This window comes from Chryseobacterium sp. CH25 (assembly GCF_004119455.1).
In the GTDB taxonomy this organism is placed as follows: domain Bacteria; phylum Bacteroidota; class Bacteroidia; order Flavobacteriales; family Weeksellaceae; genus Chryseobacterium.
In genome coordinates this window covers 225,439-247,253 of record NZ_NRQT01000003.1, presented here as the reverse complement: position 1 = coordinate 247,253, position 21,815 = coordinate 225,439, and the positions used below count along the sequence as shown (strand labels likewise).

General features: G+C 35.3%; 24 protein-coding genes. 15 read left to right on the top strand and 9 right to left on the bottom strand.

Annotated elements, in window-relative coordinates; all coding sequences use genetic code 11:
- The first annotated feature begins 258 nt into the window (after positions 1-258).
- The 5 genes from BOQ64_RS09320 (at position 259) to pth (ending at position 4,646) form a co-directional block, all read left to right on the top strand.
- Positions 259-1,080 carry a hypothetical protein gene (locus tag BOQ64_RS09320; RefSeq protein WP_129057840.1) on the top strand — a complete coding sequence of 274 codons (822 nt, stop codon included), beginning with the start codon at positions 259-261 and terminating at the stop codon, positions 1,078-1,080.
- Positions 1,081-1,089: 9 nt separating this feature from the next.
- Positions 1,090-1,914 (top strand): hypothetical protein, encoded by an 825-nt coding sequence (locus BOQ64_RS09315; RefSeq protein ID WP_129057839.1) that lies wholly within the window; start codon positions 1,090-1,092, stop codon positions 1,912-1,914.
- Between the two features lie 36 nt (positions 1,915-1,950).
- Complete coding sequence (locus BOQ64_RS09310; RefSeq protein WP_228448287.1) at positions 1,951-2,661, top strand: hypothetical protein; 711 nt, start codon at positions 1,951-1,953, stop codon at positions 2,659-2,661.
- A 394-nt stretch (positions 2,662-3,055) separates the two neighbouring features.
- Positions 3,056-3,997, top strand: coding sequence for a hypothetical protein (locus BOQ64_RS09305; protein WP_129057838.1), 942 nt, complete (start codon positions 3,056-3,058; stop codon positions 3,995-3,997).
- Between the two features lie 85 nt (positions 3,998-4,082).
- Positions 4,083-4,646: an aminoacyl-tRNA hydrolase gene (gene pth / locus BOQ64_RS09300; RefSeq protein ID WP_129057837.1), complete on the top strand. Its 564-nt coding sequence runs from the start codon at positions 4,083-4,085 to the stop codon at positions 4,644-4,646.
- A gap of 139 nt (positions 4,647-4,785) precedes the next feature.
- On the opposite strand, the gene BOQ64_RS09295 is transcribed toward pth, so the two are convergent.
- The 4 genes from BOQ64_RS09295 to BOQ64_RS09280 all read right to left on the bottom strand — a co-directional run bounded on the left by BOQ64_RS09295 (position 4,786) and on the right by BOQ64_RS09280 (position 8,209).
- The gene (locus BOQ64_RS09295; protein ID WP_129057836.1) at positions 4,786-5,421 is read right to left on the bottom strand and encodes a carbonic anhydrase family protein; all 636 of its coding nucleotides are present in this window, start codon (positions 5,419-5,421) and stop codon (positions 4,786-4,788) included.
- A gap of 56 nt (positions 5,422-5,477) precedes the next feature.
- Positions 5,478-7,070: a SulP family inorganic anion transporter gene (locus tag BOQ64_RS09290; protein ID WP_129057835.1), complete on the bottom strand. Its 1,593-nt coding sequence runs from the start codon at positions 7,068-7,070 to the stop codon at positions 5,478-5,480.
- Between the two features lie 148 nt (positions 7,071-7,218).
- Entirely contained in the window at positions 7,219-7,518 is a 300-nt protein-coding gene (locus BOQ64_RS09285) for a hypothetical protein (RefSeq protein ID WP_129057834.1), read from the bottom strand.
- A gap of 22 nt (positions 7,519-7,540) precedes the next feature.
- Positions 7,541-8,209 carry a carbonic anhydrase gene (locus BOQ64_RS09280; protein ID WP_129057833.1) on the bottom strand — a complete coding sequence of 223 codons (669 nt, stop codon included), beginning with the start codon at positions 8,207-8,209 and terminating at the stop codon, positions 7,541-7,543.
- Positions 8,210-8,675: 466 nt separating this feature from the next.
- On the opposite strand from BOQ64_RS09280, the gene BOQ64_RS09275 reads away from it, so the two are divergent.
- Positions 8,676-9,713, top strand: a complete 1,038-nt coding sequence (locus tag BOQ64_RS09275; RefSeq protein WP_129057832.1) for a helix-turn-helix domain-containing protein — start codon at positions 8,676-8,678, stop codon at positions 9,711-9,713.
- A gap of 100 nt (positions 9,714-9,813) precedes the next feature.
- Complete coding sequence (locus tag BOQ64_RS09270; protein ID WP_129057831.1) at positions 9,814-10,422, top strand: DUF2306 domain-containing protein; 609 nt, start codon at positions 9,814-9,816, stop codon at positions 10,420-10,422.
- Here the strand turns inward: BOQ64_RS09270 and BOQ64_RS09265 are convergent.
- From BOQ64_RS09265 to BOQ64_RS09255, 3 genes are read right to left on the bottom strand one after another with little or no spacing between them, the layout of a single operon-like run.
- The gene (locus tag BOQ64_RS09265; RefSeq protein ID WP_129057830.1) at positions 10,419-10,976 is read right to left on the bottom strand and encodes a serine acetyltransferase; all 558 of its coding nucleotides are present in this window, start codon (positions 10,974-10,976) and stop codon (positions 10,419-10,421) included. The two genes, BOQ64_RS09270 and BOQ64_RS09265, sit on opposite strands and share 4 nt — an antisense overlap.
- Positions 10,977-10,987: 11 nt before the next feature.
- The gene (locus BOQ64_RS09260) at positions 10,988-12,139 is read right to left on the bottom strand and encodes a glycosyltransferase (protein WP_129057829.1); all 1,152 of its coding nucleotides are present in this window, start codon (positions 12,137-12,139) and stop codon (positions 10,988-10,990) included.
- Positions 12,140-12,703, bottom strand: coding sequence for an acyltransferase (locus BOQ64_RS09255; protein ID WP_129057828.1), 564 nt, complete (start codon positions 12,701-12,703; stop codon positions 12,140-12,142).
- A 41-nt stretch (positions 12,704-12,744) separates the two neighbouring features.
- On the opposite strand from BOQ64_RS09255, the gene BOQ64_RS23810 reads away from it, so the two are divergent.
- The 3 genes from BOQ64_RS23810 to BOQ64_RS09245 are packed head-to-tail and all read left to right on the top strand — an operon-like array spanning position 12,745 to position 13,985.
- Positions 12,745-13,347 (top strand): hypothetical protein, encoded by a 603-nt coding sequence (locus BOQ64_RS23810; RefSeq protein ID WP_228448286.1) that lies wholly within the window; start codon positions 12,745-12,747, stop codon positions 13,345-13,347.
- A 35-nt stretch (positions 13,348-13,382) separates the two neighbouring features.
- Entirely contained in the window at positions 13,383-13,718 is a 336-nt protein-coding gene (locus BOQ64_RS23805) for a 3-oxoacyl-ACP synthase III family protein (protein WP_228448285.1), read from the top strand.
- A 33-nt stretch (positions 13,719-13,751) separates the two neighbouring features.
- A complete protein-coding gene (locus BOQ64_RS09245) occupies positions 13,752-13,985 on the top strand; it encodes a phosphopantetheine-binding protein (protein ID WP_129057827.1) in 234 nt (77 codons plus the stop codon).
- Positions 13,986-14,005: 20 nt separating this feature from the next.
- Here BOQ64_RS09245 and BOQ64_RS09240 read toward each other — a convergent pair whose 3' ends face one another.
- On the bottom strand, positions 14,006-15,178 hold the full coding sequence (locus BOQ64_RS09240; protein WP_129057826.1) for a glycosyltransferase: 1,173 nt from the start codon (positions 15,176-15,178) through the stop codon (positions 14,006-14,008).
- Positions 15,178-16,017 (bottom strand): glycosyltransferase family 2 protein, encoded by an 840-nt coding sequence (locus BOQ64_RS09235; RefSeq protein WP_129057825.1) that lies wholly within the window; start codon positions 16,015-16,017, stop codon positions 15,178-15,180. Before BOQ64_RS09235 ends, BOQ64_RS09240 begins: the two co-directional genes overlap by 1 nt.
- Positions 16,018-16,285: 268 nt before the next feature.
- On the opposite strand from BOQ64_RS09235, the gene BOQ64_RS09230 reads away from it, so the two are divergent.
- The 5 genes from BOQ64_RS09230 to BOQ64_RS09210 all read left to right on the top strand — a co-directional run bounded on the left by BOQ64_RS09230 (position 16,286) and on the right by BOQ64_RS09210 (position 21,793).
- Positions 16,286-17,056 (top strand): class I SAM-dependent methyltransferase, encoded by a 771-nt coding sequence (locus tag BOQ64_RS09230; protein WP_129057824.1) that lies wholly within the window; start codon positions 16,286-16,288, stop codon positions 17,054-17,056.
- A 111-nt stretch (positions 17,057-17,167) separates the two neighbouring features.
- Entirely contained in the window at positions 17,168-18,196 is a 1,029-nt protein-coding gene (locus BOQ64_RS09225) for an acyltransferase family protein (RefSeq protein ID WP_129057823.1), read from the top strand.
- A 173-nt stretch (positions 18,197-18,369) separates the two neighbouring features.
- The gene (locus BOQ64_RS09220) at positions 18,370-20,094 is read left to right on the top strand and encodes an HAD-IIIC family phosphatase (RefSeq protein WP_129057822.1); all 1,725 of its coding nucleotides are present in this window, start codon (positions 18,370-18,372) and stop codon (positions 20,092-20,094) included.
- An 18-nt stretch (positions 20,095-20,112) separates the two neighbouring features.
- Positions 20,113-20,349: an acyl carrier protein gene (locus BOQ64_RS09215; RefSeq protein WP_129057821.1), complete on the top strand. Its 237-nt coding sequence runs from the start codon at positions 20,113-20,115 to the stop codon at positions 20,347-20,349.
- Positions 20,350-20,359: 10 nt separating this feature from the next.
- Positions 20,360-21,793 carry an MBOAT family O-acyltransferase gene (locus tag BOQ64_RS09210; protein ID WP_129057820.1) on the top strand — a complete coding sequence of 478 codons (1,434 nt, stop codon included), beginning with the start codon at positions 20,360-20,362 and terminating at the stop codon, positions 21,791-21,793.
- Positions 21,794-21,815 lie beyond the last annotated feature (22 nt).

Genomic DNA, 21,815 nt, shown 5'->3' with positions numbered 1-21,815 from the left:
CATGCTTATGAGAATTACCCCCTTTTTAATGGGGTTAAAGTCACTTTTTAATGAGAAAATAACATAGGTTAAATCCCCATATAGAAGCATTTTAAAGTGCTGTGCAATTCTGTTTTGTTTTTTTTAATGGGCGCTTGTAGAAATAATTCTACTTTTTCATATAAATAATTCTATCGTGTAATGTGTTTATTTCTATAGGTTTAAATGCTATAACTGGAATTTTTTAGGTTCGTAATTCGTACATTTGCAGTCCTTATTATGAAAAAAATTATATACAGTTGTGCAGTTGGATTTCTATCTTTCTACGCCAACGCACAGGTGGGAATCGGGACCACTAAACCAAAATCTACTCTCGATGTGAATGGAAAAACTACTTTAAGAAGAGAACTTAGAGTAGGTGGAACTTCCACTCAGGCAGGAAATGCAGGATTAAACGGACAGGTTTTAGTTTCTCAAGGAGAAGGTAAATCCCCTGTTTGGAAATCATTGAATGTTCCCTTCATGGAAGAGGGACAGTACAAATTAATCAACTCATATTTGTCATCTGATCAGATAGGTATTACCACTCTTTCTAACAGTGTTCAAGGAGACGGTGTTTCTAGAAATAGTGTTGGAGATGATATCAATGATGCTGCCAAAGGCAAGTGGGTGAAAATTGATGGTCTTAAAAATACCTTTACCATTAAAAATGGCAAGAACAGGCTTACGTATCAGTTTCAAACCGGAATTGAAATGAAAGCTCCACAATCTACCACATCAGATAATGTTCGTTTTGCATGTGCTGTTTTTAGAAATGATAAGCTGGTAGCAGTACGTCCTGATAGAGTTGCATCTACTAATAATAGCGGAAAAGCAGGAATTCAGGATTATATCTTTACTCTTAATTATACAGAACTTAACGTTCCGGTGGGCGTACAGAATCTTGAAATTGCATGTAGAAAGATCAATACTTCAAATATAAATTCTCAGTTTGCGATAGGCCGTGATGTTCAAGGTTCTAATGGAGCATCCAATGCATTTACATTAGAATCTAACATGAAGATCGATGTGATTGAGTATGTTACTTATAAATCCAATTAAAACAAACTGATGAAAAATATTTTATCGACTTTATTTCTCACTGCAGGAATGATGCTTTCTGCTCAGGTGGGTATTAATACTGAATCTCCAAAAGCTAAATTAGATGTAAACGGAGATTTAAATCTAAGAGACAGAATTGCTGTACTTGATGCTACAGACAACTCACTTTCTTTTGGAAACAATGACCAGTTATTGGTTTCTCAGGGTGAAGGATATGCTCCTATCTGGAAAACTCTTCGTATTCCTGAATATGAACCGAATAAATTCTACTTGATTTTTAATAACTCTTTTTCAGATAAAGTTGGAGTTGATTTTACAAATAGTGAACAACCACCAGTTGTATCAGGAACTGGTAAAGCAGCAGCTTTTGTAAAGGGAACGGACTTTTCTAACCTTACTGCATTTAAAAAAATTAACGGGCTATCACAGAAAATCCAGGTTTTCAGTACAGAGAGTAAAGCATATTTTCAGTTTGAAACTGTAGTACAGGCCAATTTTACATCCAATGGAACCCCTGATACATCAATAGATTATGCCTGTGGTATTTTCGTAGATGATAAACTGATCAGTTTGAGACAGAATAACCTGAAAGCAAGTAGTGCTCAGTTTACTTTCCTTACGCATAATCAGATTGGAATGGTAGCAAACCTAACCAAAGGAGAACATATCGTGAGTGTAGGATGTTCAAGACTTACCTCATATGGAGATGCTTCTAACAGAAAGCTGGCGATAGGAACCAATACAAGTACCAATCTTAACAGCTTTATTGCTCAGTCATCTTTGAAAGTAGATGTATATGAAATTCCACAAGTGTTTAACACGATTATAAAGTAAAACCAACTATGAAAAAATATTTTTGTTCAATTTTTATTGATTATCGGGCTTGTTGAGGCTCAGGTCGGTATAAACACTCCAAATCCTGTTAACAAATTAGATGTAAATGGAGATATCAATGTTAGAAAAGAGCTGAGAACCAATGGTACAGACCTATTGAAAGGATCAGCTGGTAATAGCGGAGATATCTTTCATAATAATTCTACAATGTCAGCCAATGACTGGAAAAATATTAAAATAGCTGATGGGCAGGGAAGTATGTCTCTGTTTTCTATTAATACAGTTGCAGATCAAACGGGAGTTACATTTAATAGCAATGGAAACCCAGTGCCATACAATGAAAATGATGATTTAACAAGCAGCTGGATTGTAATCCCACAGGCTGTAGATACTTTCTCCGTGACAAATGCTACTAATAAAGTGACATTCTCATTTCAAACGACTGCTCAAAAAGCAAATAACGGTACTTCGTCTGCAGGGTTTGCCTGTGGTGTTTTTGTAGATAATAAGCTTAAAGCAGTAAGAGCTGATGTATTGCAGGGAGATAGCGGAGCTTATAAGATTTTTAACCTTAATGCAACCCTTGAGAATCTTACCCAAAAAAACAAATATTCTGTTAAAATAGCATGTACAAACAGAACACTGAATGGTAATGCACTTGGTATAGGAACTGCGGTAGATACAGCAGCCCTTAATGCTGATATGGCACAGTCTGTTTTAACAACATCTGTATTGCAGCCTTATTAATTTTCATACCGATATAATAAATAAGAATCTAAAAGCGTTATGTTTTTAGATTTTTTTTATTTATTGGCTTTGTTCTTTGAGAATTTGTTGGCTGATATTGCCTGTGTTGTGTAAAATTGAATTATATTTGAACAAATTAAAAATATATGGTAAAAAACTATTTTCTTAATGTGATTGCCGGTATTATTCCGTTCAGGTTACTGGTTTCACTTCATACAGTACGGGAACATCGAAACCCATATCAAAATATAATGACAGGCCTAAGAATCTGAAGTTTATCTATTAAATAATTATAGATGGACTGTTATTGTTAATCTTATCAGAATATAAATAATCATATAATTTTTATGCAAAAAAAAATTATATTTGTGAAAAAATAATCAATTACCAGGAAATGAAACAAATTTTCTATTTTATCTTATTAATTGCAGGCTTTTCTTCAATACATTCCTGCAAAAATTTATTGGATGAAGACGGGAATCCTCTTTTGGATCTGAATAATACAGAGGGGCTAAGTGGCCCAAGAGCTTTATATAAAGAGGTAACAGCTAAAGGTACTCTGGCAGAATATCAGTACAGCGGATTGCTTGTGAACAGAGTAATTACAGACAGTGCTTCTATTACCGATATCATGTACAGTGGAGACAGAATTAGCCAAATCAACTTCAGAGGTTTTCTTGATCTTGACGGAAATGGAAAACTGGATAAAGACAGTATATCTTATGAAAGACAGTTCAATTATGGAAATAACAGTCAGCTGACTTTAATTTCTGAAACCCGTTCTGTTTTCAGAAGACCGCCGCCGGTTCCACCTGCTACTAAGCCAGGTCCTCAAACTTTATTTGCTTCAGAAAAGTATATTTATACATTAAAATATAATGCTGCTACTTCAAAACTGGAATCTATCACTACGGAAAGAGGAGAAGAAGTTAAAGGAGGCCCAATTAAATATACAGATTATTCAAAAGCTGAGTATACTTACGTAGGAGATAATGTATCTAAAGTACTTAAGATATCAGGACCTATCACATCAAATAATCCAAATGTATTTGGTGCACCTACTGAAAAATATGCCTATGAATATTATGCTTACGATCAGCAGATCAGCCCGTTCACTTTATTACCGAAAGGATATAAAATCTCAAGGCTGTTAGCTACTAAAAATAATGATAAAGAAAGCTTAATTCTGTCTCCGAATAACCCTAAGAGATGGTCGGTAACAGATCTTACAGTACCTATTCCGGTTCCTGTTGTAATGAGTACAAATTATGTGTACGATTTACAGACTTACATGACAAAAGGCTATGATAAATACTATATTTATAAACCACAATAAAATAGTTTTTCAACAATATTTAAACTCAATCTTCCTAAGGTTGAGTTTTTTATTTTTTATCCCTTAATTTTGCAAAAAATTTCTGATGAAATATTTAATCGTTGGGCTCGGAAACAAAGGCTCAGAATATGAAAATACACGACATAATATAGGCTTTAAAGTCGCTGAAAAAATAGCTGAGAAACTTGAAGTATCATTTAATACAGCTAATTTTGGCTGGATGGCAGAAGGAAAGTATAAAGGACGAAAAGTTTTCGTTCTGAAACCGGATACCTATATGAACTTATCAGGGAATGCTGTGAGATACTGGATGCAGAAAGAAAATATTCCTTTAGAAAATGTACTGATTGTTACTGATGATCTGGCACTGCCTTTCGGAACCCTTAGAATGAAAGGGAAAGGCTCTGATGCAGGCCATAACGGGCTTAAGAATATCAATGAAGTTTTACAGACTCAGAACTACGCAAGACTTCGTTTTGGAATTTCAGCGGACTTTACTGCGGGCCGCCAGGTAGACTATGTATTAGGAACATGGAATGAAGAGGAAACAGAAAAACTTACAGAAAGAATAGATACTTTTTCAAAAGCCAGTCTCTCTTTTGTATTTGCTGGAATCAGTAATACCATGTCCACATTTAACGGAAAGTAAATTGTCTCAGTTATTATAAAAATAAAGGCCATCGGATTTCCGATGGCCTTCTGCTATGCATTTAAATTAATTTCCAATCAATTTATCTGAGTACTTTATATACTTTTCAGTAAGTAGTTAAATAGGACTCTTGATTATTCTATAACCAGCTTACTGCGCCTGTTTCAACATCGTAGTTAGCTCCAACAATCTTAATTTTTCCTTCTTCTTCAAGTCTTTTAAGTGTTGAACTTTGTTTACGGATATCTTCAATAGCGCTTTTTACATTCTGGTGATTAAGCCTTTCTAAGAGAGAACTGTTTTTGGATGAACGTTCCTCATTTTCCTGAATCACTTCATTGATGATTGGGTTAAAGTGGTTGATCAGGTGGTTCAGGTTATCCATTCCCATACCTTCAATTTGTGCTGCATCAAGGCCTCCTTTCAGAGCTCCGCATTTAGTGTGTCCTAAAACCACGATCAGTTTAGAACCAGCAACGTTACAGCCAAATTCCATAGATCCAAGAATGTCCTGATTCACAAAATTACCGGCAATTCTGATACTGAAAACGTCTCCCAATCCCTGATCGAAAATCAATTCAGCAGAAGTACGGCTGTCTATACAGCTTAAAACTACTGCAAAAGGCCATTGTCCTTCACGGGTTGCATTTACCTGCTCCAGAAGGTCTCTGTTGGCTTTAAGGTTATTAACGAATCTTTGGTTTCCTTCCTTTAAAAACTCTAATGCTTTTTCAGGAGTAATGGTAGACTGAGTTTCGTATGTATGTGCTTTCATATAATTTTAGTTGTTTGTTGAATTGTTAAGTTTAAAATAAAATTGGTTTTGTGAGCTTACATTGCTCTTTTATGGGTAATCAGAATGTGAGAATCCTGGCTTCTTTCATAATCTTTGTATGAAGTTTTGAAACCCAGAAGTTCCACATTGATATCTTCTTCTTTTGCGCGGATATTGGCAAAATCCTGGATCATTTCCAGTACATCTGTCGCAATGTATGAAGTTTCTCTGGCGTCAATGATTACAGTAGAGTTAGATTTAATGTTTTTCAATGTTTTTTTGATGGCAGCTTTATTCAGGAAAGAGACTTCTTCAGCCAGTTTAATCTTGATTCCGTCTGCATCATCAAGCTTTTCTCGGCTCAGATAATAAGCTCTTTTCATATTTCCCTGAAGGATATAGAATACAGAGATCGCAAGACCAATTCCAACCCCTTTTAAAAGGTCAGTTGCTACCACAGCCACCACGGTTGCTACAAACGGTACGAACTGGAATTTTCCAAGATGCCAGAAATGTTTGAAGGTAGCAGGTTTTGCCAGTTTATATCCTACAAGAATTAATACAGCAGCAAGTGTTGCAAGCGGTATTAGATTCAGGATAAACGGAATGCTTAATACACAAACCAATAGAAGTACTCCGTGTATCATTGCTGATGTTTTAGAAGTTGCTCCTGCATTCGCGTTGGCAGAACTTCTTACCACTACAGAAGTCATTGGAAGTCCACCAATAAATGAACTTACAAGGTTTCCTATTCCCTGTGCTTTAAGCTCAAGATTCGTGTCTGTAATTCTTCTTTGTTTATCTAATCTGTCTGAAGCTTCAATACAAAGTAATGTTTCAATAGAAGCTACAATGGCAATAGTTGCTCCCACGATCCACACTTTAGGATTGGTGAAACCACCAAAATCCGGCATTGTAATCAGATTTTTAAAATCATCCAGAGATTTCGGAACAGGTAGTGACACTAAATGTTCTGTACCAATAGCTAAAGAGCTTCCTGATAACTTGAATAATTCATTTAACAGTATTCCGATAACTACAGCAACTAATGCTCCAGGAAGCATTTTCATTCTCTTAAGTGCCGGAACTCTATCCCAGGCAATAAGAATTCCCACAGATACAAGAGTTACAATAATAGCTCCAGGATGAATAGCTCCGAAAAGTTCAGTAAAATAACCGAAATTTACTCCGTTGCTGAATAAAGACTGGTTTCCTTCATAATCCTTATCAAATCCCAGTGCGTGAGGGATCTGTTTTAAAATAATAATGATACCGATGGCTGCAAGCATTCCTTCAATAACGTTATTGGGAAAATAGTTGGAAATACTACCAGCTCTTACAAAGCCTAATACCAACTGAATCAAACCGGCAATAATCCCGGCACATAAGAACAGTTCAAATGCTCCAAGGTCGGTAATGGCGGTAAGTACAATCGCAGTAAGACCTGCAGCAGGCCCCGAAACTGATATATTTGAATTACTAAGAAATCCTACAACAAGCCCACCTACAATTCCGGAAATAACCCCGGATAATGGCGGTGCTCCAGATGCCAGAGCGATTCCTAAGCACAAAGGGAGTGCTACTAAGAATACAACGAGTCCGGAAGGGAAATTCTCCTTGATTCCTCCTAATAATGATGTTTTTTTCATGATATTTTTTGAAAATATTATAACCGATTGATTTATTCTTAAATAATCAATTATAAAAGATTGGAAAATTAATTTTTAAAGCATAAACAGCTTATCCATTGCCTAAAAGGCATGAATAACTATAAAATCTAACTACTACTTTTAAAAATTAAGCTTCCGGAGGCGGAGAAAATATGCTAAGTAAAGGCGATAGATGAAAGGAATCATCTATCAGTACGAAAGACATAGACTGAGGTGCAGGCTCAGAAAACTTCAGATAGTCGAAAACATCTAAAGGTTTTGGAATGGTCTTTTCGTAAACAATAAAAGAGGATGGGTGAGAATGTGGCTCTTCTTCATTCACTATTACATTCGTTCTAAGAATGTCCCAGCCTGCCACCGCAGCAATGCTTGGCAGCGCTGTAAAATTCAGAAAAAACGTTAATACAATAATACTCCAGAATTTCATTTCACATTCTTTTTTAGAAAAACTATTTAGTCTTTCTGCTCATTACCCAATCGGAACCGGTAAGGTTGTAGATCTTCTGGATGTCTTTTAAGGTTTTCTCAAAATCAATCTCAAGATCAATAATTTTACCTGTTCTAAGGTCAAATACCCAGCCATGTACAATAGGTTGTTCTTCTAGAATATACCTTTCCTGTACACAGGCCATTTTGATGACGTTGATGCATTGTTCCTGAACATTCAGTTCAACCAATCTGTCATAACGCTTATCTTCATCTTCGATAGAATCAAGTTCTGCCTGGTGCAGTCTGTAAACGTCACGAATATTTCTCAACCAAGGATTCAATAATCCTAAATCCTGAGGAGTCATCGCAGCTTTTACACCACCGCAGTTATAATGGCCACAAACAACAATGTGTTTCACTTTAAGATGTTCTACAGCATATTGAATAACCGCTGTGGAACTCATATCTAAAGTATTCACAACATTGGCGATGTTTCTGTGAACAAAAACCTCTCCCGGCTTGGCTCCCATCAATTCTTCCGCTGTAGCTCTACTGTCTGAACATCCTATGTAAAGATAATCAGGGTGTTGAGTTTTAGCTAGCTCTTTGAAGAAGTTTGGATCTTCAGCCACTTTAGATTCTACCCATTTCTTATTGTTCTCAAAAATAACTTCGTACGATTGTGACATAATTTTAAATTTTAAAAAAAGGTTTATAATTATTTATTTCGTTTAAATTATTTCCGAAATCAATAGACCGAATCAATAATTATGCAAAAATATACTTTTTGCAGAAAAACTATTCACTTTTAACAAAGTTTAATATTAAAATATGCTTAAAATCATGTCTAATATTCCGATATACTTTGCTTTAGCATGAATAAAGGTTCTACAATAATTCAAACGTTTAAAAAACTAAGATAAATTTACAAAGTATAAATCATAAAATAGAATGTGAAGATTAAAATATTTTTAAATTTTTCAAAAAGAATTAACAGCATCTGCTGAAAATAAATAGTATTTACTGTGAAAAAATGAATAAATTCAGACTCTGATTTTAACCTTAATAGTTTCAATGGCAGATTTTGATCTGGGGATATTGTATTGGGCAGGCGTTTTTATTGCCTTTTTTTCATCTTTCTTGATATTGGGAAAGATGAAAAAGAAAACACAGGATTTTCTTTTGGCTATCTGGTTTTTGATCATTGGAGTTCACCTTATCTTTTTTGTATTATTTCGTTCAGGGGGATATTTAAACTATCCTTATCTCATTGGATACGAGTTGCTTTTACCCTTCATGCATGGGCCTATGCTGTATCTGTATATTGTATCTGTAACGGGCAATGAGCCAGATAAGAAGACCTGGCTGTTAAATGGACTTCCTGTACTGATGATGTATCTGATTTTGTTTAAGTTTTTGATGCTGTCTCCTCAGGATAGAATGGAGGTATATCAGAATAATGGAAAAGGGTATGAAATATTGAGTGATGTAATTAAAGGTTTTATGAATTTTTCGGGAATATTATATGTAAGTCTGAGCCTTCTGGCCATCAGAAAATACAAACAGAAAATTTCTGATCAATATTCTAATACTGAAAAAATTAACATGAATTGGTCATATTATCTGATTACTGGAATTGCATTGATATGGATTGCAGTAATCATCAGAAATGATATTCTTATTTTTTCAATGGTGGTCCTGTTTATTTTAGTTGCTGCGTATTTTGGAATCAGTCGTGTTGGTATTTTAGATTTGCCTGTTGATGCTGAAAGAGCTAATGAAAAAGAAGTTGGAAATGAATTTGTAAAATATCAAAAAAACTCTCCCGGAGATGATGTGATACAGACTGTTTATGAAAAACTGAAAGAACGAATGGTTCAGGAGAAGCTGTATAAGGATCCTGATTTAAACCTGACATATGTAGCCCAATTGCTGGAGGTTCATCCCAATATATTATCCCAGACCATTAATTCAGTGGAGAACAAGAATTTTTATGATTATATCAATCGTTATCGGATTGAAGAGTTTAAAAGAATAGCAAGTCTCCCTGAAAATCAAAAATATACGATTCTCTCATTAGCCTTTGAAAGTGGTTTCAATTCAAAAACTTCTTTTAACCGGAATTTTAAAAAATATATGAATTGCTCTCCCAGAGAATTTCTAAAAAGCCAAAATCTTACTCTGGAACAGTAAGTGTCTGTTAATAAATTAGATGATATTGGTTTCATCTTTCATTTTGGAACATTTGAGTAGCTTTTTCTTCTCATTTTTACAGAAAATTTAAACTGCTTTTATGAAGAAATTCTTATTTGTTTTGATCTGTGTTTTGGCATTGATGATAGGTTTGTATCCTTTAATGTATGCTTTTGTTGATCATAAAAATACTTTTCTGGGATCTAAATCCTTGGAAGTTCTTCAAAATCAGATCTGGAAATCTGCATTTTTTGCCCATATTATTTTTGGAGGAATTGCACTTTTCATTGGCTGGCGTCAGTTTGGGAGTCGATTTCGGAATAAGTACCTGCAATTTCACAGAATAATTGGAAAGTCTTATGTCATTTCTGTACTGATAAGTTCTGTTTCTGCAATCTACATGGGAATATATGCCAATGGAGGTATTGTATCCTCTGCAGGATTTATTGCGTTGGGATTGGTGTGGCTTGCTACTACACTGGCAGCAGTAGTTCACATCAGAAAAGGTCGCGTGATAAAACACCGGCAATTTATGATTTACAGCTATGCATGTACGTTTGCTGCAGTAACATTAAGACTCTGGTATCCTTTGTTAACAAGGATTACCCATGATCCTGACAATTCTTATATTGCTGTAGCATGGTTGTGCTGGCTTCCCAATCTGTTGGTAGCCTATTGGATTAATAAAAAGAATTCTGAAGCTAATTAAGATATTTTATTATTGATGTATCCTTGGGTAGCATTTTCTGCCGGGTAAATTTTCCCGGGGTTTCCCATAACCATAGAGTTTTCAGGAACGTCAAAATTTACGTAGGCATTGGGTGCAATCAAAACATTGTTTCCTATGTTCACATTACCAACAATAACGGCGTTTGGCCCTATCCAGACTTCATCACCAATAACCGGATAGCCTTCGTTTTTTCCTCTGTTCTGTTGTCCAATGGTTACCCCTTGAGCAATATTACAGTTTTTACCGATTTTAGCCTTAGGATTGATGACAAGAGCGCCCCAATGCCCAAGATATAAACCTTCTCCAATCTGTGTTTCAGGATAAATCTGGAAACCATATTTGATCTGATAATGTCTTAAAACAAATTTCCAGAATAACCCCGAAACAGCCTTTTTCTGATGTTTCTGAGCTTTTCTTAGGACGTAAAGATAATGAAGATTAGGATTGATGCATTTTTTCCAAATCCCAATTGTGGAAAGCCATTTACCGCTTTCTCTGTAAAAATCTTTCTGTATGGCTGTATACTCTGACATAACAAAATATTTTATACATGATCAATGATTTCCTGAAGATGAGCTACCGATTTTTCAAGCACAAACGGAAGATCTGTTTGGGCTATTTCTCTCTCGTATTGCTCAGGAAGCTCATTGTTAGTTAAGAACTGCTTCATCCCTTCATAAATTCCATCTTCAGAATTAGGAGTAATAAGACCTAATTTTCCATCCTGAAGAAGATCTTTAATTCCTGAAACATCCGTAGAAACTACAGGTTTATTCAGGATAAGAGCTTCCGCAATGATGGTAGGGAATCCTTCGTGTCTGGATGACATTATATAAAAATCTGATTTTTTAAGATAAGGATAAGGATTACTGCTGAAGCCAAGCATCTTTACCGTCTCCTGAAGTCCCAATTGATTAAGTTTTGCCTGGATGTTTTCAAAATCAAATCCATCGCCAATAATGATGATCTGATGTTTCAATCCTTCATCCATTAATTTTTTATGAACATCCAAAAGCCTGTCATAGCCTTTTTGAGGATACACCGTGCCTATGGTTACAAAGGTTGGTAAATCTTTAGAAAAAGGATAGTCATTGATTTCTACTTCTGCTTTCTTGAGAGTATCCTGAGAATCAATGGGGTTGAAAATCTTTACAACAGCCTGTTTTTCCTTTTCATTACGGGCCAGCTTTTGCATTTCCTCTTTCAGTTTGTTGGAAATTACCAGAATTCTGTCAAATTTGAAAAACTGTCTGATGACATCAGGAGTATATTCTTTCAGATTAAAGATGTCATTCTGGATCCATACAATCTTTTTGGAATCCTTTTGCGGACTGGATAGTATTTCTTTATACATCCCATGAATAGCCGCAATTTCTACATCATATTTTTTATTCTTCAGGATGAATTTATAGAGTAGGGAAGGGAACATCAGGAACATTTTCTGATAAAGTACCCTGAATGCCTTCACTGGAATCTCATGAGGTCTGTTGGTGGTGATCATTTCCCCTTTCAGAAGATAGTGGAGCTTTACCCAGGACGGAACTTCCTTGATGTACATTCCTGTATAGAGGTTAATTAATAAATCAACTTCATATTTATCTTTGGGAAGGTTTTTAAGAAAGTTAATCAGAACTTTTTCTGCACCGCCATGACGAAGGGAACCGATTCTAATGAGAATTTTCTTTTTTTCAGACATTTATTTTTTTATAGGTTTATAGGTATGAGGGAGGTGTTCTTTTACATAAGCTTCCAGCTTGGGCCTGTCTGCTTCGAGTTCTCTAGGGTACATGACATTGTTTTTTAAAGCTTTGTCTCCATACTCTTCAATAGTGCAGATGAATTTTGCAGGAATACCTGCATAAACCGTTCCGTTTGGCATAGAGGAAGTTAAAATAGAGCCTGCTCCCAATACACAGTTGTCACCTATTTCTGAGCCAAGCATGATTATGGTGTCTGCACCAATAAAGCACTGTTTCCCAATTTTTATACGCCCGAAAGCTCTTACATCTTTGTACTTTTCAAAAAAATGCAAAGCATTATAACCGCCATCATGATTAATGAATCTAACATTGTTAGAAAGTGTTGTTTCGTCACCTATTTCAATGAGAAAAGGTTCTGTGCCTAATTCGGGAACTTCTACAAAACGAACATTTTTTCCTACCTTTAATCCTTTAGCAATACAGATTTTGAGATAGATTCTCTTGATAAGGTATTGATAAGTGGTATGAATTTTTAATATGATACGATATATAAATATCATTATTCTAAATTTGTTTTTCTCTTACAAAGAAAAGAATTTATATGATAAGAATTTCTAAAATAGAATATTATTTACCTGAATTGATTCTTACAAATATGGATTTGGAAAAGGAATTTCCTGAATGGAGTTCTGACAGAATCCGGGAGAAAGTAGGGATCATGCAGCGTCATATTTCTTCAGAAAATGAGACCGTTTTGGATCTGGCTATACAGTCATCAGAAAAGGTTTTTGAGAACTATGACAGGAATAAAATAGACTTTATTCTTTTCTGTACCCAAAGCCCGGATTATTTCCTTCCCACCACAGCCTGTATCTTACAGGATAAGCTTGGGCTGAGAAAGAATATTGGAGCTGTAGATTTCAATTTAGGGTGTTCCGGGTTTGTATATGGACTGGCTTTTGCTAAAGGATTAATTGCTGGCGGAATTGCCAACAGGATTTTATTAATAACTTCAGAAACCTACACCAAACATATCCATCCAAAAGATAAAGGAAACCGTTGCCTGTTTGGAGACGCTTCCGCATCAGTAATTGTAGAGAAAGACACAACTGTAAAGGATTATAAATTCTGTTTGGGAACAGACGGCAGCGGAGCAGAAAATTTAATTGTAAAAAAGGGGGCTTCAGATCTGATTTTACATTAAACCCCAATCATGAGTTTGGTCCTGAGAATCTTTATATGAACGGTCCTGAGATTTTTAACTTTACTATAGAAAAGATCCCGGGGTTAATTACAGAGACCATAGAGGAAAATGGTCTTACTATGGATGATATTGATTATTTTGTTTTTCACCAGGCTAATTCTTTCATGTTGAATTATCTGAGGCGAAAAACAAAGATCCCCACCGAAAAATTTTATATTGATATGGAGAATACAGGAAATACCGTTTCTGCAACCATTCCAATTGCATTGAAAAATATGATGGATAAAGGGCTGCTGAAAAAAGGAGATAAAATCCTATTGGCCGGTTTTGGAGTTGGGTATTCCTGGGGAGCTACTATCATTGACTTTTAATTTTCACATTACCAACCACAAAATTTAAAATATATGAAAACTTCAGTCTTTTTAGAAAAATTGCAAGAGGAACTAGAAGAAAAAGAAACGTTAACTCCTGAAACTAAGCTAAAGGATCTGGAAAATTATGATTCTATAAGCTTACTTTCAGTCATTGCTTTTGTAGACGAGAATTTTAATCAACAACTTGATCCGGATCAGTTTAAAGATATGGAAACTGTTTCGGATCTGATGAATATTATTGGATTAGAAAACTTTGAAGGTTAAAAATGATTGTTACCTAATGATCATTCACTTTGCTTCTGCTGATAAAGGTTTTCAAGGATCTGCTCAACAGCACTGAAGATTTTTTGATTGTCAAACTGATCTTCGATGGTAAGAAGATTCTTTCTGATTCTGGCAATTAATTCCGGATCAGAAAGGAACTTTTTCATGGCTTCATACATTTCATCGGTTTCATATTGAATCAGATATCCCGTTTCGCGGTCTTTAATCATAATTCCAACATCGCCGGTATCCGTTGCAATAATTGGTTTTTGAAGAATCAGTGCTTCAGCAATTACAAGTGGCCAGGCTTCAGATTCAGAAGGAAGGATAAAATAATCTGCATTCTTAATATAAGGATAAGGATTCATTTTATTACCACATAAAATAAAAGTATCCTGAACATTATTGGTATTGATCTGATCTTTCAGATTTTCCATTTCCTCTCCATTTCCAAGAATTAAAATACTGTGGTGAAAGCCTTCATCTATCAGTCTTTTATGCGCATCAATAAGCTTGTGATATCCTTTTCTGTGATGAAGTCTGCCTACGGAAACAAAAACGGGTCCTTGGGGAAAATCTTCTAATTTTTTCTCTGCCTTTTTCTTAATTTCTTCAATGGGAATAGCATTAATGACTACACTTTCTGCAGGATATTTTAGATCCGGGTAATAAAGATGCATCATTTCTTTGATCCTTTGCGAGCAGTAAATCATGTGGTCAAACTTTTGAAAGTTGTCAATGATCTCAGGAACTACAGGCTGTAAGGCGGGTAAATTGATTTCAGAATGAAACCAGCCTATTTTTTTTGACTTTTTATTGCTTGAATTGTTGACAGATGAGAAGGTCGCGTAAGAAGGAGAGATTTCTATATCAAACTTTTTATTCCCCAAAATACGGTCAGCAATTTTTGGGTTTTTTAATATCCGCATCAGTTTCAGTCTTCTTCGGGCCAGCTGAAGTTTATTAATGAAAGGATTTTTAGAAAAACTTTCTTTGCCTTCAGTAAGATAAACCTTTTTTACATGACTTGGGATTTCGTCCCGAAGCTCTCCCTGATTCATGTTCAGGCAGATGGTAAGGTCAAATTTATCAGGATTAAGATTGTTGAGCATGCTCAGTACCACTTTTTCAACCCCTCCCATTTCCATAGAGCGGTGTCTGAAAAGAACCTTTATTTTCTTATTTGCTGACATTATCTGAAAAGTTTTTGTAAAGTAATGGTTATATTTTTTTTAATCCTGTACCAAATTCCATGCTGATATTCCAAAAGAGCGAATATTTCCTGATGATTGGTATATTTTTCCGGAATCTTCTTACCGTTGATGCTGGTAAGGTTTCTTCTTTTCATGGTCTCTAAAACAACCTGGGCAAAATAATCATAAGATTTATCTTTATTATTGTTCTGGGAAATACCACCTGCATGAGCTCTGTAAAGATAATTGGTATCGTCTATAAAATAAACATCCCCTTTTTCATACATTTTTAAATAAAGATCCTGGTCCTCGGCAATTCTTAATTCAGGATTCATTTTTTCTGTCTGCTCATAAACATCCTTTCTGAATGTTACGAAATGATTGATCTGATTGGGATAATTGAAAAAGTAGGGATCTCCGTTCCTTACCTGCATTGCAGATTTAAATGGAGCAAGAGGTTTCAGATCCTTATCACATCCCATAAAGCGGGAATAGGTGAGAACTACTTTCTTTTTCTCTTTAAAAACCTGAATTGCTTTTTCAATAGCCTGAGGAAGAATGGCATCATCAGGATCTACAAAACCACAGATATCTCCGGTGGCAAGTTCTATAAGTCTGCTTTTGGTAACCCCAACACCAGAGTTCTTTTCATTTTCAAAGAACTTAAATCTTTCATCTCCGGCAATGATATCTTTTACCAGCTCTTTTTGATCCTCTGAAGAAGCATCGTCTACAATAATGGCTTCCCAATCGGGATAGGTTTGTTTAAGCAGAGAATCATAACAGTCTCTGAACAGTGTGGCATTATTGTAATGAGCAATAAGTACGGAAAACTTCATATTGATTTATAAAGAGTGTTGACGGTTAATTCCAGCATGATGATATTGATTAAATAACTCACTATTTTGATCAACTTTTGCTGATAAATATTTCAGGAAATAGACTGAAAGAAAACTGTTCATTGAAAAATGAAATCCTGATGATAAACTGGCATTTTTCATAATAGGGATAGGGTAATGCTTTTTTTTCACTTGAGTTACACAAATATAATCTGTTTTTATATAAATGAAAAAAAATCTTTATTTTTGCTCCATTAAAGGCAACACAGTGAGTGAAATAACAAGAGTTCTCAAAACATTTATCGGGTATCTGAAAAGGCCTGATCTTTATCCGGAATTGGGCCGGAAAATTATTAAAAATACGGTTAACAGGGGTAACGCCTTTAAAGGGAAAGAAAAGACAAATTCCTGGGCATCTGGAAAAGCTGTATCACAGAAAGAAGCCGTTTCAAAACTTTTTGGACTTGAAACAGATGCTTTTCGTAAAGACTATCAGGAAATTTTAGCTGCTGCAGCACAGAAAGAGAAGGAATGTCCCGTGAAGATGGGGGGTCCTGGTGCTTTGGAACTGATTTACTATGCCTGTGAATTTACCAATGCTCAGCATGTGGTGGAAACAGGAGTTGCATACGGATGGTCTTCCCTGGCTTCACTTTTATCATTGGTGAAAAGAAATGGAACACTGTACAGTTCAGACATGCCTTATCTGGCTCAGGATGGAGATCAGTATGTAGGATATGTGGTTCCTGAAAACCTTAAGGGTGGCTGGAAGTTATTCCGTTTTGCAGACAGGGAGTCATTACCAAAGATCTTTGCTGAAAATACTACATTTGATGTTCTTCACTATGATTCGGATAAGAGTTATAACGGAAGAATGTGGGCGTATGATGAACTTTACACTCATCTGAAAAAAGGAGGTGTTTTCATCAGTGATGATATTGGTGATAATTCTTCTTATCAGGATTTCTGTGAAAAAAATAATATAGAGACAACAGTCGTAGAATACGAAGGAAAATACATCGGTATTTTTATTAAATAGCTTTAGACTGTCAATTGATTTAAATAAGAAATAGAGTGAATTCTATGCGTAAAGATTTCTGGATGAAAAATGTATGTATAAATTTATGATACAGCTGTTTATACTGTTTTTATGAAGATAAGTCAGATTACATTTACCAGATTTCTTGCGGCTATGGCTATTGTCATTTCCCATTTCAATAAAGATCTGTTTTTATATAAAATCGATTATATATCAAATATATTCCTGAAAGCCAATGTAGGGGTAAGCTATTTCTTCATTCTTTCAGGTTTTATTATGATTGTGGCTTACCACAAAAAAGATAAGATCGAATATTTAGATTATTATAGAAACCGATTTGCCAGAATCTATCCGCTGTATGTATTGGGACTTCTGCTGTATCTGGTGACCAGATATTCTAATTTCAGTATCTATAAAGGGTTTTTGTATCTTTTTGGGCTTCAAAGCTGGATTCCGGGAGAAGCTATGATTCTGAATTTTCCGGGCTGGTCTATTTCCGTAGAGTTTCTGTTCTACCTGCTTTTTCCTTTACTGTATAATTATTTTTATTCTAAAGGAAATAAAAGCATTTGGATCATAAGCATTATCATCTGGATGATTACGCAGATAGTTTGCAGTATCTATTCAGACTCATCTTATTATAAAGGCCCTCATACGGAAAGTCATGAATTACTATACTATTTTCCTCTGATGCACATTAATGAATTTCTGGTAGGAAATCTGGCAGGATTATATTTTGTGAAAAATTCAGGACAGAAGGATTATGATGTTCCCGCAGTGATCATTTTTGGACTGATTCTATTATCACTGATCTTTACTTCATTTTTCTATCACAATGGTTTGATGGCATTGCTGTTTATTCCGCTTATTATTTTAATATCTAAGAATAATGGAGTACTGTCCAGGCTGTTTTCATTAAAACCCCTGGAATATTTGGGAGAAGCAAGCTATGCAGTTTATATTACCCATATACCCATTCTCTACATTCTGAGGGAGGTTCTGAAGAAACTGGAATATAATCTGGATATTGATCATGTCTTCTGGATTTACATTGCCACTCTTATCATTACTTCAATCCTGTTTTATCAATTTATTGAAAAACCACTGAGAGATTATCTGAAAAAGGTGAAGATCAGATAAAAATCTTTACTTTTGTAACAAAGCAACACAACTATTGGAATGAAAAAAGTATCCCAAACATATATCTCAACAGAGGATGTGATTTTGCAGCCATTCTGTAAAAAATACGATAAAATAATCCCGACTGCATTGGGAGAAAGTACATTGATGTTTTAATAGAAAAGAAATACTTTATGTACAAAACATTTTCGGAGCTTAAAAAAGAACTTCGCAGAGATACCCAAAGTTTAAAAAAAATAAAAGTTGCCTTATTAGGCGATACGGCAACTCAATTTCTGAATGTTGCCCTGAAGGGAACGGCCATTAGTGAAGGGTTTGATCTTACTGTTTTTGAAGCAGATTTCGGGCAGATCTCCCGCCAGATACAGGATCCAACTTCAGAATATTATGAGTTTAGTGCAGATTATACTATTATTTTTGAATCTTCACATAAACTTTTAGGGCAGTATTATAAATCATATGATAGCCAGATTTCCTTTGCTGAAAATAAAACTGCTTATGTTGAAGAACTTTACAGTATCATTCAGAAGCGAACAAAATGCAGGGTTATTTACTGTAATTTTCCATCCATCGATAATCAGGTTTTTGGAAATTTCTCCAATAAAGTTGAATCTTCGTTTGTTTTTCAGCAGAATAAACTCAATTATTTGCTTTCATCAGAAATAGCAGTTAAAAATGATAACTTTTTCATTGCAGATTTGGTTTCCATTCAAAATAAGTGGGGAAGAGATTTTATGTTTTCACCCAATATTTATGTGAATACAGAAATGGTATTATCCCTGGATGCGTTACCAATTGTAGCCCATCATATTATGGGAATTATTTTATCACTGGAAGGGAGATTCAAAAAATGCCTGATTCTGGATCTGGATAATACAACATGGGGCGGAATTATTGGTGATGATGGTCTTGAAAAGATTCAGATCGGAAGTTTTGGAATTGGAAAAGCATTTACAGAGTTCCAATATTGGGTAAAAGCACTGCAGAAAAGAGGAATTATCCTTGCTGTCTGTAGCAAAAATGATGAAGATAAAGCTAAAGAACCTTTTGAGAAACATCCTGATATGGTTCTTAAACTGGATGATATTGCCGTTTTTGTAGCCAATTGGGAAAATAAAGCAGATAATATCAGGAAGATCCAGAGTATTTTAAACATAGGATTTGATTCCATGGTATTTTTGGACGATAATCCGTTTGAAAGGAATATCGTTCGGGAAAATCTACCGGAGGTCTGTGTACCTGAACTTCCGGAGGATCCGGCAGAATATCTTGAATATCTGTATAGCCTGAATCTTTTTGAAACGGCAAGTTTTTCAGATAATGACGCCGAAAGGACAAAACAGTATCAGGTAGAAGCTCAAAGAGCTGTTGATGTAGAAAGGTTCACGAATGTCGAAGACTTTCTCATGAGTATGAATATGGTTTCCGATGTTCAGTCTTTCAATAATTTTTCAAAACCAAGAGTTTCGCAGCTTACACAAAGATCCAATCAGTTTAACCTCAGAACGGTAAGATACACAGAACAGGAGGTGGATGATCTGATGAATTCTGAAAATCATCATACTATTTCCTTTACCTTAGAAGATAAATATGGAGATAACGGCTTGATTTGCGTTATTGTCCTTGAAAAGAAAAACGAGGAAACACTCTTTATAGACACATGGCTGATGAGTTGCCGGGTACTGAAGAGAGGAATGGAAGACTTTACTCTGAACACCATTGTGGATACAGCCCGGAAAAATGGTTATAAATATGTAGTTGGAGAATTTATTCCAACCACAAAAAACCAAATGGTTGAAGATCATTATGAAAGGCTTGGGTTTACAAGACAGGATGAAAAATGGGTATTAGCTGTAGATGACTACAGCAACAGACAAGTATATATTAATAACAAATAATAAACACATTGAAGCATTATGAATAATGATGAAATTTTAACAAAACTGACAGGTATTTTCCGTGATGAACTGGATAATGATGAAATTGTACTGACTCCTGAAACTACCGCAGAAGATATTGAAGAATGGGATTCACTTTCTCATATTCAGTTGATTGTAGCAGTAGAAAAGGCATTTGGAATCCGTTTTACCTCTTCAGAAATCAGAAGTTGGAATGATGTAGGAGAAATGATAGACTCTATAACTTCGAAATAAGGACTGTTGTATGCTTCTTAATTCGTACAGCTTTATCCTTTTCTTTATTGCCCTGTATTTGGTCTATTATCTTTACGGAAAGACAACAAAAATTCAGAATATCGTTCTGCTGATAGGAAGTTATATCTTCTACACCAGTTGGAGCTGGGAGTTTTTATCCCTGTTGGTTATTTCTACAGGGATCACTTATTTTGTAGGAAATAAGATAAAAACAGCAGGAGAGAAGGGGAAAGTGATTTGGCTGAGGTCAGGGGTATTTATTGTTCTGATTCAGCTTCTGTATTTTAAGTATTTCAATTTTTTCATTGAGAATTTCAACGATTTTCTGAAGCTTTTTGGGCTTAAAGATCAACTTGGATTATTGAAAATTATCTTCCCGATAGGAATCAGTTTCTATTCATTCAGGATGATCAGTTATCTGCTGGATATCAGGAACAATAAACTGAAAGAGATTCCGTCTCTGTTGGATTATGCCATATTTGTAGCCTTTTTTCCATGCATTATTGCCGGGCCTATTGATAGGGCAACTCCGTTTTTGAAGAACCTGAAAATAAAAAGAGAGTTCTCTTCGGTGCAGTTTACGGACGGATTAAAGCAGATTTTATGGGGGCTTTTCAAAAAGCTGGTTGTTGCAGATAATATTGCCGTAATTACTTCTCAGCTGTTTGAATCTTATCATACCTTAAACGGGAGTGCTTTATTTGCCGGGGCGGTACTGTATTTTATCCAGTTATATGCTGACTTTTCCGGATATACAGATATGGCGATCGGAATTTCAAAGCTTTTAGGGATAAAAATTCAGCCGAACTTCAATTATCCACTGTTTGCACAGAATGTTGCCGATTATTGGAGAAGGTGGCACATTTCCCTTACTTCCTGGCTTACAGAATATGTTTTTACACCCCTATCTATTAATTTCAGAGATTACGGAAAATATGGACTGATGATGGCCATCATCGTCAATTTTCTGGTAGTCGGCTTCTGGCATGGAGCTGAATGGCACTATATTGTACATGGATTGGTGAGTGGAATTATGTTCATCCCATTGATTCTGAATGGGAAAATGAATAAAAAAATCAAAGCGTCCAATAATTTTATACCTACCAAGGAAGAGCTTAAGAATATTCCTGTAACATTTGTTCTTTTCACGTTACTGATGATTCTTTTCTTTGCGAAAGATATGGATATGGCTGTGAAATACTATCAGGGTATTTTTTCATTGTCGCTCTTTCAGTTACCTAATTTCCCGATCCAGAAAGAGATCATCACAGTAACTTTTTTCATGCTTTTGCTTGAATGGGCAAACCGGGATAAAGAATATGCCATTAAGGAAATATTTGTTGGGAAAAGCATCGCATTGCGTTGGGGCCTTTACTATGTTTTGGTATTCCTGGTGCTTTTGTTCTATATTGCTCCGAAAGGGTTTATGTATGCCATGTTTTAACTGGCTTAAGTATCATTTTAAT

Bases quoted from the DNA above. Each gene is read 5' to 3' on its own strand.
- BOQ64_RS09280 (WP_129057833.1), bottom strand. From the start codon at position 8,209: ATGTCACAATCGTACGAAGTTATTTTTGAGAACAATAAGAAATGGGTA.
- BOQ64_RS09320 (WP_129057840.1), top strand. From the start codon at position 259: ATGAAAAAAATTATATACAGTTGTGCAGTTGGATTTCTATCTTTCTAC.
- BOQ64_RS09265 (WP_129057830.1), bottom strand. From the start codon at position 10,976: ATGTCAGAGTATACAGCCATACAGAAAGATTTTTACAGAGAAAGCGGT.
- BOQ64_RS23810 (WP_228448286.1), top strand. From the start codon at position 12,745: ATGATAAGAATTTCTAAAATAGAATATTATTTACCTGAATTGATTCTT.
- BOQ64_RS23805 (WP_228448285.1), top strand. From the start codon at position 13,383: ATGAACGGTCCTGAGATTTTTAACTTTACTATAGAAAAGATCCCGGGG.
- BOQ64_RS09235 (WP_129057825.1), bottom strand. From the start codon at position 16,017: ATGAAGTTTTCCGTACTTATTGCTCATTACAATAATGCCACACTGTTC.
- BOQ64_RS09315 (WP_129057839.1), top strand. From the start codon at position 1,090: ATGAAAAATATTTTATCGACTTTATTTCTCACTGCAGGAATGATGCTT.
- BOQ64_RS09245 (WP_129057827.1), top strand. From the start codon at position 13,752: ATGAAAACTTCAGTCTTTTTAGAAAAATTGCAAGAGGAACTAGAAGAA.
- BOQ64_RS09285 (WP_129057834.1), bottom strand. From the start codon at position 7,518: ATGAAATTCTGGAGTATTATTGTATTAACGTTTTTTCTGAATTTTACA.
- BOQ64_RS09240 (WP_129057826.1), bottom strand. From the start codon at position 15,178: ATGTCAGCAAATAAGAAAATAAAGGTTCTTTTCAGACACCGCTCTATG.
- BOQ64_RS09255 (WP_129057828.1), bottom strand. From the start codon at position 12,703: ATGATATTTATATATCGTATCATATTAAAAATTCATACCACTTATCAA.
- BOQ64_RS09210 (WP_129057820.1), top strand. From the start codon at position 20,360: ATGCTTCTTAATTCGTACAGCTTTATCCTTTTCTTTATTGCCCTGTAT.
- BOQ64_RS09220 (WP_129057822.1), top strand. From the start codon at position 18,370: ATGTACAAAACATTTTCGGAGCTTAAAAAAGAACTTCGCAGAGATACC.
- BOQ64_RS09305 (WP_129057838.1), top strand. From the start codon at position 3,056: ATGAAACAAATTTTCTATTTTATCTTATTAATTGCAGGCTTTTCTTCA.
- pth (WP_129057837.1), top strand. From the start codon at position 4,083: ATGAAATATTTAATCGTTGGGCTCGGAAACAAAGGCTCAGAATATGAA.
- BOQ64_RS09295 (WP_129057836.1), bottom strand. From the start codon at position 5,421: ATGAAAGCACATACATACGAAACTCAGTCTACCATTACTCCTGAAAAA.
- BOQ64_RS09215 (WP_129057821.1), top strand. From the start codon at position 20,113: ATGAATAATGATGAAATTTTAACAAAACTGACAGGTATTTTCCGTGAT.
- BOQ64_RS09270 (WP_129057831.1), top strand. From the start codon at position 9,814: ATGAAGAAATTCTTATTTGTTTTGATCTGTGTTTTGGCATTGATGATA.
- BOQ64_RS09260 (WP_129057829.1), bottom strand. From the start codon at position 12,139: ATGTCTGAAAAAAAGAAAATTCTCATTAGAATCGGTTCCCTTCGTCAT.
- BOQ64_RS09290 (WP_129057835.1), bottom strand. From the start codon at position 7,070: ATGAAAAAAACATCATTATTAGGAGGAATCAAGGAGAATTTCCCTTCC.
- BOQ64_RS09225 (WP_129057823.1), top strand. From the start codon at position 17,168: ATGAAGATAAGTCAGATTACATTTACCAGATTTCTTGCGGCTATGGCT.
- BOQ64_RS09275 (WP_129057832.1), top strand. From the start codon at position 8,676: ATGAAAAAGAAAACACAGGATTTTCTTTTGGCTATCTGGTTTTTGATC.